Source organism: Ornithinibacillus halophilus (assembly GCF_900129485.1).
Lineage (GTDB): Bacteria > Bacillota > Bacilli > Bacillales > Amphibacillaceae > Ornithinibacillus > Ornithinibacillus halophilus.
On record NZ_FQVW01000069.1, the window covers coordinates 1 to 12,163 of the forward strand.

The window sequence follows — 12,163 nt, forward strand, 5'->3', positions numbered from 1 at the left end:
GCTTTCCGCGGGCACGGCCTCAGCCTCCTCGCGGAAAACCACCGCTGTGGGGTCTTCGGTCACGTGCTGTTCCCGCAGGAGTCGACTGCCCTCCGTTCCAATCAACTAGTGATATTGCAGTAGGTCCATAATTCTTATTGTCTAAGAATACACACTAGCGTAAGAAATACACGTAGACTCCGGCGGGAGCAGAGGCATAGGTGAGACCCCACAGTGCGTTAGCACGAGGAGGCTCACCAGCCGCCCGCGGAAAGCGAAGTGTATTTCTGAAGCGGCAGAGATTACACTACATTTACATTTCATAAAAAATCTAAATCCTGAATAAAGTTCGGATTTTGCTTTAACTAAAACACTTTTGTCTCAGCCTCCAAACCCCTGCATACTAAACTGCATATAGAACTGTCGGACCCATTTTTTTATTATCACTTAGTTTTTCAGTGTCCTCCCCTTCCCACAACATATCTTCTTTGGCCATGCCTCATAGTCTTCTCGTTTAGGGTATTACTGACCGTTATATGCGAAATAAAATAAATCAATAACGTGCTAATATTATGTTATAGTTTAAATACTAAGGATAGGTTTATTTTTTACATACTAGCGAAAGAATGTAAAGGGACTGTATTGATATAGAAATTATAGATGAAGTAAGAGTGAAATACACTTGCGTCTGTTAACTAAAGGTGGAATACAATTGAATGCGAAAAAAGTATTACCAATACTATTTCTTATAATGTTCCTTGTTATGGTAGGGTTTGGAATTATTATTCCGGTCCTCCCATTTTATGCCGAGGAATTAGGGGCTTCTCCGACAGAATTAGGGTTACTCATGGCTGTTTATTCTTTAATGCAATTCATCTTTGCACCAATGTGGGGGCGGGTTTCAGATCGAGTTGGTAGGAAACCAGTAATCATGATTGGAATTTTTGGTTTGTCTCTTTCCTTCTTTATGTTAGCACTTTCTACACAATTGTGGATGTTGTTTGCTGCACGTATCATTGGTGGAATTTTATCAGCAGCTAATATGCCGACAGTAACAGCCTATGTTGCTGATATTACATCAGAAAATGACCGTGGAAAAGGCATGGGAGTCATTGGTGCAGCTACTGGCCTAGGGTTCATTTTCGGACCAGCAATTGGTGGAGTCTTTACCAATGTTAATTTACATACCCCATTTTACTTAGCTGGGATTGTATCATTTTTAACGTTAGTGTTGGTGATGCTGGTTCTTCAGGAATCAATACATTATTCAACTAGTAATAATCGTACTAAAAGAAATGGGACATGGTCAAAAGTTGTTCGTGGCCCACTAGCAATGTTGTATTTTCTACAATTTTTCATTTCATTATCATTATCAGGTTTAGAAGCAACCTTTGCTTATTTTGCAGCTGTAAAAGCAGGATTAGATTCTGTAACTCTTGGCTATCTATTTATGATTATGGGACTGGCTAGTGCGGTTGTCCAAGGATCGATGGGGAAACTAACAAAGTTATTTGGTGAAGCCCGGATTATTCAGATGGGAATCCTCGTTTCAGCTGTTGGATTTGGGTTGATACTATTCACAGAAAACTTTACAACTGCTGCTATTTTCTTATCGGTATTTGGGGTTGGAAATGGTGTGATTAGGCCAAGTGTCTCTTCCTTATTGACAAAGAAATCGTCGTATGGCCATGGAACAGCTACAGGATATTTAGCATCCTTTGATTCATTGGGAAGAATTGCTGGTCCAGTGATTGGAGGATTATTATACTCGATGGCAATTGGTTTGCCATACATTTCAGGAATCCTCTTATCCATGATTGCCCTTGTACTTTTTCAAGGGTATAGAGCAAGAGAAAGTATGAGGGTTAGAGGGTAGAGTTTTGTAGGGCTTGAGAGTGAGGATTCATTGGTAGTTTGAGATGAATCCTCATTCCTCTATAAGCCTGAAAAACCTTCCGTTAATGGTTGAAATGAATCATGGTTCCGTTATTAGAGGATATTTCCTCGAAATGAGTGTGAAAATGAGACATAACGGAACGAGGATTACATTACATGCTAAAATGCTCACTTTTATAGGAAATAACGGAATGAGGGCCCATCACATTGCCACAACAACATCTCCTACAGTCGTGATTCTTTTTTTCTTGGAAAAATAAAGTAAGTAATTGATAACACTAGATCAATTACAAGTACGAGTGACCAAAGGCCAAGGATTTGGACCATTGCTTCGGTCCTTTCATAGTCATTAATGAGGACATAAATAATCCCAATTATAGTTGCGCCGATTACATAGGAAAGAAGGTGTCTAAGCCAACTTTTAAAGTAAGTCTTTGCATAGTCTATCCCATATAATTTAACAGGCTTTGGTCCTGTTTTAGTTACATAATAGGAGAAACGTTCATCTGCCCATTTAATCATACTTTTTCCAAATCCAATGGAAACCCCGATATAAATGGCAGCTAAAGCATGAGCTGTTGTTGCAGTAGCCCCTTGATATAAGTCATAACTAGTAGCAGCTAAAAGAATGAAGTCGACTACTGGTGTCATGGCAAGTAGAAATAAACCTAACGACTCCTTCTTAAAAATATATCTAGTCACGAGCCCTAGTAAAATAAATACCCAAAACCCAATCTCACACGCAATTATTAACCAAATAATCCAATTCATTCTGTCCATCCTCTACAAATTCATATAAAATAGGTTACCAGATAATCCGATTTAAGAAAAGAGTGAATAATTAAAAAGAGACTATCAATACGATAGCCTCTACCTCTTAAATAAATTCCATGGATATTTATTTGGTGGGGTTGATTGAACTTTAATCTCTTCTTTTTTAGTTGGATGCTCCACTTCAAGTGACTGGGACCAAAGGGCGATTTGTTGGCCAGGTTCATTTACTTTTTTACCATACTTTTGGTCTCCGTATAGTGGAAGATTACGTGACGCGAATTGGACTCGAATTTGATGTGGACGTCCCGTTATTAGTTTAATAGAAACGAGACTCATATTTTCCTTTTGACCAATTACATCATATTCTAATACTGCCTTTTTGGCATTTTTTTGATGAGGTTCAGTAGTATATACTTTGTTTTTCTTACGGTCTTTTACTAAATAATCTTCAAGAACTCCGTGTTTTTTTGAAGGGTTTCCTCTAATAACAGCCAAATATCGTTTATCTACTGATTTTCTTCGCATTGCATCCGATAGTCGAGAGGCGGCCTTTGATGTTTTAGAAAATACCATTACCCCTCCGACAGGCCGATCCAACCGGTGGATAAGGGCGAGGTACACGTTTCCTGGTTTTTGATAGCGAACTTTTAAATCCTCTTTCAAATAGGAAAGTAAATCTTGGTCTTGCGAACGATCTTCTTGTACAGGTATATTGACAGGTTTTTCAACAAATAGTAAATGATTGTCCTCATACAGAATAGGGACGTTCATCATAAAAACTCCTTTATCGATTGCTATATAGTAATGGTAACATACTAGACTACTAGAGAGGCAAATGAAAGAGTAATAATTAATATTTCAACAAAAAAGCACCGAATTAGGAGCCAGGTGCTTGTTCACGGTTATTGCTGTACAAAATATTTTTCGCCTAGCAATTCTTTTTCTTCATATTGCTCTGGTGATAGTTCTTTTTCAACAAATGCCTGTAATTGAGAGGCATCAACATCATACATAACTTCGATTTCTTTTGCGAAGAGGAGTTTTTCTTTTTCAAGCAAGTTTGCAAGTGTCGGTTGTTTGCTAGGTTTAGGTTCCTCTCCATCTAGTATTTGTGTTAACCCAGAAACATAATATTCCAATGGGCGATTTCCAACCATTTTAACCCCTTTATTATCTTCATTTACCATAATGATTGTTGGGAATCCTCTTACTCCTAATTTTGCAGCTAGTGCAAAGTCTTCTTTTAATAGTTGATCACCAGTTGCTGACTCTGCTTCATTCACAATTTCCTCACCATCTAAGCCAAGATCATTTAAAATTTCAATTAACTCTCTGCGCTCCCCAATATTTTGATTGAAGGCAAAGAGGTTCTCTCTAGCACGACGTAAATACTCAGTTGCCAGTTCTTCACCATGATGCTTTTGGATGACTTTGTACACTCGGGATGGTGGAAATGATGACTGTACTGGATTGTCAATCATAAGGGAGCCATCAATTGGCATCCTGTAATGTTCGCCAACTTCTCTCCAATGCCCAGCAACGTCTGCAGGACCAGAAATACCATTGGCAGGGTCAATAGGACCGCCATGCCATTTTTCCAATAAGCCTCCCATTACAGTATGGAAGTTAAAATAGTCACCATACTGTTCCTGGAAACGACGAAGTGTTGGCTCTAGTGCCCAGCAGTGGGAGCAGATTGGGTCAGTTACATAATATAAATCGATTGTTTTTTGAGGTTTATTCAAATCAATCATCTCCATTTCATCTTCACCTGCTACACCGCATACCCCTGTCTCTAAATCACAAATTAGATTATTTTTCGTAGTCATTATTATTTCCTCCTTATAAAGGTCGTTCATTTGCTTTCTAATTGTAGTTTATTAGATAATAATACAAAGCAACACCAATAGAATTTTAAAAATGTTGTTTATCCAACACATATAGGAAATTGTTGAAAAAGTAGGAGGTACTTTCGAGATGAGTGAAGCAAAGACAGATCCTCGAATTTTACGGACTCGTAAATTTATCATGGATGCTTTTATGGAACTTTCCGCTAAAAAGGAGTTCAAAGATATCACGGTGAAAGATATAACGAATGAGGCAATGATTAATCGGGCCACATTTTATTATCATTTTGAAGACATCTATGACTTACTCGAAAAAGTGTTATCGGAAGTACTCCTAATCAATTTAGATTGCAATGCCTATGAAAATAGCGAAATTAATGAGGAAACGTTAATAAGTATTTTTACAGCAATTACTAACTTTCAAAATGCATTATCTAATCGCTGTCATAGGGGATATGAAGAAACAATTGCCAGAATTATTCGTGAGCAATTAGAAGTGGTTTTTTATCGAATGTTAGTTAGGCAGCATGAAGGAGAAGATAAGGAAGGATTGCAAGTCACGGCTGTTATGTTAGCTTGGGGAATTTACGGAGCCTCTGTTGAGTGGAGAAGGAATGTGAAGGATGTAACTCCTGAAGCATATATTCAATCAGCTATTCCTTATTTAATGAAGGGGTTGTCCTGAGTGCCGGACATCTGTTCCGTTAATTTGGAGAAAAGTGTTTTTTGGAGGACGATAAGGACATTTGTTCCCCTATTAAACTATAATTCACCTATTTCATGGTGAAAACCGTCATATAACGTATCATTTGTCCAAAACTTCATGAAAAGTAATGATTTCAGTAAAATAGCGTATCAAATGTCCGTGTATGAAGAAGGGGGGGCTCCCAAAAAGGCAGCCTTTCCCTTTTTATTTTGCACAAATTACAAAACTGTTTAATGATTGTTCTTCGACCTCAGATTGGTTCATCAAATCATAAAAACTTTGAACCAATGTATGTATCTTTGGAGGTATGTTCACAAAATTGTCTTTTAACTCACTCGCCATTTCTTTTTCCCACTGACCATCCTGCAAATAAGTGGCATCTACTGTCAGTTCTTTTTCAATTTGAAAACCAGCTAGTTTTAGATAATGGTGTACTTGTTGTTTAGAAAAAAGATTTTGGATGTTTCCATCATTTTGGATAAAATTCGTATACAAAGCTTGTAACATGACAGCACAAAAGTGAGAGCGTTGTGACAGGCTTTTAAAATCAAGATCCCATTCTGCAAAGTAAAGATGATTTGTCATGGAACGGATTTTCTTAAAGTAATCAAGTAATAGTTCAGGTTGTTTAAAATACCAAGAACAGTGTGAAAGGACAACTGCATCAAAGGATTGGTCGGAATCAAGATTACTTACATCTGTTTCAAAGTGGAAAGTAATTCGGTTCCCAAGTGAAGAGTTCTTTATTTGTTCAGTTGCTTGACCTAGTGTTAATGGTGCACCATAGTTCGTACTCGCAACATCAATTGCTACAACTTTTCCATCCTTCCCTACTGCGTCTGCAAGAGCTACAGTTGTATCCCCCTGTCCACAACCAATCTCTAAAACCTTCATTCCTTGTTTTATTGAAAAAGCTTTCACTAATTCTAGACGATGTTGAAGTTGTACTTGTTGAATTGGGTCATCATAAAATAATTGGTATGTAGAAATAAACGTTTTTGTATTTTCATTTACTTGAAAAATAAGTATCCCCCCTATATGTTAATACCTAATTTTACCATACCAATTTTACCTTTAAGTCACATATAGGCTAATGTCTTTAATCTGGTGTGTACCACCTAGAAATTTGCCGAAAATGGGTAAATGTCCATTACATCCTTAGGTTTTTTACATAGGGTAATAGTGTAATGCTTAAGGAGGTGTTTCACAGATGAGTGAAGCAATTGGATTTGGTGGTGGATTTGCACTTATCGTAGTGCTGTTTATCTTATTAATAATTGTTGGTTCAGCTGGATTTGGATATTAATATAAATCAATTTTAAAAGGAGTTGTGTTATTATGCATTATGGACATTGTGATCAAAACTATTCTTATGGATATGGAGCGCCAGTTTATAATCAAGGTGGAGGATTCGGCAACGGTTTTGCATTAATCGTGGTGCTATTCATCCTTCTAATCATTGTAGGTGCAGCTTGGCTGTAAGTTGAATAAATAGAAAGGGGGTAGCTCATCATGGGCTGCCCCTTTTGTTTTTCCCAGACCGATATTTAAAACAATAGTCTTTCGAATTTTCGAAAATCATATTATGATAAGTAGAGAAAGAAGGGGAAATATGATACGAATAATTCGATGGACATTTTTTACGGTGGGGCTAATGATATTTAGTCTTGGAATCACGTTTGCTTTAAATATGCAACATCTTGGAGTTCATCCATGGGATGTATTGAATGTTGCTTTATATGATCAGTTTGGCTTATCGATTGGATCTTGGTCGATTATAATTTCGATTTTCTTAATTGTTGTGTCATGGATATTAGATAAAAGTTATATAAAATTAGGTACGTTTCTAAACGGTATTCTTGTTGGGGCTTTTGTAGATTTATATTTATGGTTAGATTTCCTTCCAGAAGCAAGTCATACATGGGTAGATATTCTATACATTATTCTTGGAATTGTCATTATGGGATTTGGTGGCGGCTTGTATAATTCAGCAGAAGTAGGTGCAGGGCCAAGGGATGGTTTTATGTTATCTATTTCAGACAAACTGGGAGCATCTGTAGGAAAAGTTCGTATTATTACGGAATGCCTTGTTTTAGTAATCGGTCTACTATTGGGTGGACCAGTATTTGTGTTTACATTTATCTTCACCTTTATCCAAAGTCCGATTTTTGCCTACACATTAAAAAGATTTAAACAGGTTGTTTCTGGTATAGAAAAACAATACATAAGTAGACAAAGTGCCTAAATATTTTTTTACTCCTTATCTAAGGTATGAATTTGAAAAAAGTGAATATATATGTAGAGCGAAAAGGAGGGGTTTCAATCACTAAAAAAGTATTATTGTTTTGTGATCCTGGAATTGATGATTCTATTGCCATTATGTATACAATGTTAGATCCAAATCTTGAATTGGTTGGTATCGTTGCAAGTTACGGTAATGTGACACAAGATGAAGCAACAGCGAATGCAGCATACTTACTACAATTGGCAGGAAGAACAGATATTCCTATTATTGTAGGAGCATCAGAGCCGATACAAGAGGAGAGAGTGACATTTTATCCCGAAATTCATGGTGAAGAAGGAATAGGTCCAATTCAACCTCCTAGTAATATGGTGTATCACATCTATCCGTTCGATACAATTCGAGCTATTACTGAAAGATATAAAGATGAACTGGTAATTGTGGATACTGGTCGTTCGACATCATTAGCAACTGCTTTTATTTTATATCCAGACTATATGAAAATGGTTGATTCCTATTATATTATGGGTGGTGCTTTCTTCGTACCAGGAAATGTTACCGCACTAGCTGAAGCAAATTTTTATGGTGATCCAACTTCTTCAAACTACATTCTTCAAACGGCGCATAACTTGACACTTACTCCACTGAACTGTACGCTGTATGCTGTTTTAACCCCGGACATTATAAATGATATCTCTAAAAGCAATAATATATATGCATTTATGATGGAACCGATTTTTAATTACTACTTTGAATTTTATAAAGATAGTATGCCTGGGATTCAAGGAACGCCAATCCACGATCTGTTAACGGTAATGATTATTAATAATCCCGATATTGTTGACTATACGTACTATGATGCTAAGGTAATAGAAGAAACCGAGGCTAGAGGAATGTCTTACATCGATTTACGCCCTACAAGTAAAAAAGGAAAAACTAGAATTGGTATCAAGCTTCATTATGATCAATTTATTAGTGAATTTAAACGGGTAATGCTCTCTTAGTAAAGTCAGAAATCTTATGAGGACACGGAGTAGTTACTTCTGAGACTCAATGTCCTCTATCCATCTTACACCCTTGAAATTTTAGCAGTTAATTGTACGGAAAATATTACATTTGCGAGAAAAGCATAAAAATATGGTAAACTATTAAACAGATTGATTTGTTTTTTGGGAAGGAGTCCGATAGTTTGGATTTGCATACTAAGATTAAAAAACTAACAAAATCGGAATTAGTAGATTTACTTATGGATTTAGTAGAGGGTGATGAAGATATACAGAAAAAGGTGGAATTTAAGATTTTCACCCCTAATGATGAAATTAAAGCTAGTAAACAATTGATTCGAAAATATATAAATGAGAATAAGAGACGAGGATTTGTTTCTTGGAGAAATGTACACGCTTCCTTACAAGGAGCTGAAATGGTACTTAACAAAGGGAGAGACAAGCTTGTAGGTGGAGAGGAAGAAGTTTCCATTCGATTGGGTCTAACAGTAATTTCGATGGTAACGGATATGCTCCAGTACACGGATGATTCTGGTGGGGAAATTGATTATATGATTAATCGAAGCATTGATCTACTAAGGGATGCTTCCTCAATGGCACTTCTATCAACAAAACACCGCGTACAAGAAGCAATGTTTCAGTTGATTTTAAATGAGGCACTGCATAAACGCTACGATGGATGGAACAATATTCGTCATGATTTATTGGATGTTTGTACGATTTATTCTGCCCGTTCTAATGCAAGAGAAGAATTGGAAATAACATTGGATAAGCTTCTAACTCAAATTTCCTCGATGACTTCTCACTCTTCTGATTATGACCAAAATGTCATTAAACAACTCCAGTTGAAAATTATGGAGAGAAACGGTGAAACAGAAAAAGCACAACACTTTATTAATGAAAATATAGATAATGAAGATTTCCGTGAAATGGCGATTGAAAAAGAGTTAGAGAGTGGAAATTATGAATCTGCATTACAAATCTGTTTGGACGGGGAAACATATGATGCTCACTATCCAGGTTTAGTTAAAAAGTGGAAGCATTATCGACTGCAAATTTATGAATCAACGGAAGATATTGAAAAACAAAAAGAGATTTTACGAGAATTTGTGTGTGATAATGAGTATGAGTCCTATGCCAAACTAAAAGATTTATACACAATGGAAGAATGGGAAAATGAGGTTGACACGATTTTTAATCTATTAGAGGATCAATCGGATTATTTACCTCATGTGTATGAATACATTGCAAAAGCGGAGGAACGTTCAGATAAAATCCTTAAATACAGTGAACAGTTTCCTTCAACCATTGTTGAACTTTATCCTTACTTAGTAGACGAGTACCAGGGAAAAGTAGATGAGATTTTTACAAAATATATTTTGTCAGAAGCAGAACAAGCATCCGATCGAACGAAATATCGAGATGTAGCTAAGAAATTAGAAACATTTAAAGATGCATGTGGGGAAGCACGTTTTGATACCATGCTTCATGACTTAAAAGAAACCTACCACCGAAAACCAGCCTTCATGAATGAGTTGGATAAAGTGGAATAGGGACGGTTCGTGTTTGTCATTGAGGGATTTCCAGATTAAAAAAAGACCGACTCAGAGTTTGAGTTGGTCTTTTCTTTGTACCTTTTTGAGATGGTTAGCGCCTGTGCTATTCAAGTTAAAACGCTGCTGTCCATCCTCCATCTGCAGTAACAACTGTACCATTGACAAAGCTTGATTCATCGGAAGCTAAGAATAACGCAACTTGAGCAATTTCTTCAGGTTGTCCAATTCTTGGCATAACACCTTGTACAGCTTTCGTGCGCTCCATACCAAATTCGCTTACACTTTTCATTGAAGCAGCAATATTCGTAGCTACACCACCTGGTGCAATTGCATTACAACGAATCCCTTTTTGAGCGTACATATAGCCAGTGTTTTTAGTTAGCCCGATAACGGCATGTTTAGATGCACCATAAGTTGCACCGGCATGTGCCCCGTTTAATCCACCAGTTGAAGCTGTATTAATAATAACTCCACTTTCTTTTTCTAAGAAAATAGGAAGAGCTTTACGCATAGCTCTCATAACACCTGTTGTGTTTACTTCAAAAATCATATCCCATCGTTCATCAAGAATATCCCCTACAGGTTCAAATCCATCCATAATTCCTGCGTTGTTTACTAAAATATCTAATGTCCCAAATTCATTTACGGCAGTATCAATCATGTTATCAATATCTTCTTGTTTCGCAACGTTAACTTGAACAGCCTTTGCTACTCCATTTTTTTCAGTGATCTCATTTACCACTGACTCGGCACCATCTAGGTTGAGGTCAGCAACGATTACTTTTGCACCTTCAGAAGCATATAACTTAGCAATTTCTTTACCCATCCCTGAAGCAGCTCCAGTAACTACAGCAACTTTGTTTTCTAATTTTTTCATTTAATACCCCTCCTAAAAATATTGAACATGTGTTCAATAAAAATTATACTAAAGAGGAAGAATAACTACAATCAACAGAAAAGGAAGAAAGTGTCAATTAAACAACATTAATATAGAAAACTGTTTATTATTGGGGTGAATATATTTTGAAACAGGATTTACGTGTTATCAAAACGCAAGAGAGTTTGCGTCATGCTTTATTGATATTGATTAAAGAGAAACCTCTAGATTCAATTACTGTGGCTGAACTATGTCGTTTAGCAAATATAAACCGAGGAACTTTTTATTTACATTACAAAGATGTTCACGGCGTATTTAAACATTATTTAGAGGTTATTGTGAAAGACTTAAGGAAATCATATGAAGAACCTTATTACAAAACAAATTTTAAAATAGAAAATATAAAACCAGATATGATTAAAATCTTCCATCATGTGAAAAACTATCAGGAATTTTACCAAATTATCTTTGATCAACATATTCCTATGATGTATTACTATTTATTGTTTGATACGGTTCGTTCTTTCATGAAAGAGACAATCGATCGAATGAATCAAGAGCGAATGAAAAATGTACAAGTGGATTATTTAGTTAGTTATCAAACGAACGCTATCCTTGGAATTTTAATAGAGTGGCATCAAAATGAATACAGCACTTCGATTGATGAATTAAATCAGCAATTAATTTTAATACTATCGATTAATAGTCCATTTCGAAAAGGTATCCAATAGAAATGTAGGCGATATTTAGGAGGAGTTAGTTTGTTTAGTTAAGGGTTTATATCTACTAGAGATTCTTCTCAAAAAAGCCTTTAAAAAATTTGTCGAAAAAAGTATTGACGACATTATCAAATATATGATATTATCATTTTTGTTGTTTCGACAACGATGACTGCTTTTAAATAAATAAAAAAAGTATTGACATTAATTGTTGAAGCATGGTAATATACTTCTTGTCGCTAAAAAAAGAATGTTGCGATATTAAAAGGCAATTGAAAAAAGTTATTGACTTATAAAATAACATTATGTTAGAATTTTTAATTGTCGCATTTAAATTTTTGCTCTTTGAAAACTGAACAAAACAACCAGTATGTTTAGGGAAACTAGACTTATCGCCAGTGATGGCGAAAGGCGAAGTTGAACTTATGCAAACTAGAAGTTGTAAAACTTTTAGTTTGCCAAGAGAAAAGCAACCCTGTTTTTCTTTATAAAAAACCTAGAAGCATTGCTTCTAGTAGCTAAGAACTTACCTATAATTGATTGGTGTCAATTATAGACAAACT

The 12,163-nt window shown here is 36.0% G+C and carries 12 protein-coding genes and 1 pseudogene; 8 read left to right on the forward strand and 5 right to left on the reverse strand.

The genetic code is table 11. The features are described 5' to 3' along the window. The first annotated feature begins 691 nt into the window (after nt 1-691). Nucleotides 692-1,855, forward strand: coding sequence for an MFS transporter (locus BUB12_RS16285; protein ID WP_072891968.1), 1,164 nt, complete (start codon nt 692-694; stop codon nt 1,853-1,855). A gap of 245 nt (nt 1,856-2,100) precedes the next feature. On the opposite strand, the gene BUB12_RS16290 is transcribed toward BUB12_RS16285, so the two are convergent. From BUB12_RS16290 to BUB12_RS16300, 3 genes are all read right to left on the reverse strand, one after another. Then, the gene (locus tag BUB12_RS16290; protein ID WP_072891969.1) at nt 2,101-2,646 is read right to left on the reverse strand and encodes a hypothetical protein; all 546 of its coding nucleotides are present in this window, start codon (nt 2,644-2,646) and stop codon (nt 2,101-2,103) included. Between the two features lie 99 nt (nt 2,647-2,745). Continuing rightward, nucleotides 2,746-3,420 carry an RluA family pseudouridine synthase gene (locus BUB12_RS16295; RefSeq protein ID WP_072891970.1) on the reverse strand — a complete coding sequence of 225 codons (675 nt, stop codon included), beginning with the start codon at nt 3,418-3,420 and terminating at the stop codon, nt 2,746-2,748. 131 nt (nt 3,421-3,551) lie between these two features. Then, the gene (locus BUB12_RS16300; protein ID WP_072891971.1) at nt 3,552-4,478 is read right to left on the reverse strand and encodes a DsbA family protein; all 927 of its coding nucleotides are present in this window, start codon (nt 4,476-4,478) and stop codon (nt 3,552-3,554) included. A 148-nt stretch (nt 4,479-4,626) separates the two neighbouring features. Here BUB12_RS16300 and BUB12_RS16305 point away from each other — a divergent pair, with 148 nt between their 5' ends. Next, nucleotides 4,627-5,181 carry a TetR/AcrR family transcriptional regulator gene (locus BUB12_RS16305; protein WP_072891972.1) on the forward strand — a complete coding sequence of 185 codons (555 nt, stop codon included), beginning with the start codon at nt 4,627-4,629 and terminating at the stop codon, nt 5,179-5,181. 225 nt (nt 5,182-5,406) lie between these two features. Here BUB12_RS16305 and BUB12_RS16310 read toward each other — a convergent pair whose 3' ends face one another. Then, nucleotides 5,407-6,240: an SAM-dependent methyltransferase gene (locus tag BUB12_RS16310; protein WP_327196158.1), complete on the reverse strand. Its 834-nt coding sequence runs from the start codon at nt 6,238-6,240 to the stop codon at nt 5,407-5,409. A 172-nt stretch (nt 6,241-6,412) separates the two neighbouring features. Here BUB12_RS16310 and BUB12_RS16315 point away from each other — a divergent pair, with 172 nt between their 5' ends. The 5 genes and pseudogenes from BUB12_RS16315 (at nt 6,413) to BUB12_RS16335 (ending at nt 10,001) form a co-directional block, all read left to right on the forward strand. Then, the gene (locus BUB12_RS16315; RefSeq protein WP_072891974.1) at nt 6,413-6,508 is read left to right on the forward strand and encodes a YjcZ family sporulation protein; all 96 of its coding nucleotides are present in this window, start codon (nt 6,413-6,415) and stop codon (nt 6,506-6,508) included. 98 nt (nt 6,509-6,606) lie between these two features. Continuing rightward, a pseudogene (locus tag BUB12_RS18140) lies at nt 6,607-6,684 on the forward strand (YjcZ family sporulation protein); the annotation flags it as partial. Between the two features lie 130 nt (nt 6,685-6,814). Further along, nucleotides 6,815-7,447 carry a YczE/YyaS/YitT family protein gene (locus tag BUB12_RS16325; RefSeq protein ID WP_072891976.1) on the forward strand — a complete coding sequence of 211 codons (633 nt, stop codon included), beginning with the start codon at nt 6,815-6,817 and terminating at the stop codon, nt 7,445-7,447. Nucleotides 7,448-7,473: 26 nt separating this feature from the next. Then, on the forward strand, nt 7,474-8,448 hold the full coding sequence (locus BUB12_RS16330) for a nucleoside hydrolase (protein WP_072891977.1): 975 nt from the start codon (nt 7,474-7,476) through the stop codon (nt 8,446-8,448). Nucleotides 8,449-8,633: 185 nt separating this feature from the next. Continuing rightward, nucleotides 8,634-10,001: a hypothetical protein gene (locus tag BUB12_RS16335; protein WP_072891978.1), complete on the forward strand. Its 1,368-nt coding sequence runs from the start codon at nt 8,634-8,636 to the stop codon at nt 9,999-10,001. A 115-nt stretch (nt 10,002-10,116) separates the two neighbouring features. Here the strand turns inward: BUB12_RS16335 and BUB12_RS16340 are convergent, their stop codons facing one another. Continuing rightward, nucleotides 10,117-10,881, reverse strand: coding sequence for an SDR family oxidoreductase (locus tag BUB12_RS16340; RefSeq protein WP_072891979.1), 765 nt, complete (start codon nt 10,879-10,881; stop codon nt 10,117-10,119). A 146-nt stretch (nt 10,882-11,027) separates the two neighbouring features. Here BUB12_RS16340 and BUB12_RS16345 point away from each other — a divergent pair, with 146 nt between their 5' ends. Continuing rightward, a complete protein-coding gene (locus BUB12_RS16345; protein WP_084063388.1) occupies nt 11,028-11,612 on the forward strand; it encodes a TetR/AcrR family transcriptional regulator in 585 nt (194 codons plus the stop codon). Nucleotides 11,613-12,163: the final 551 nt, after the last annotated feature.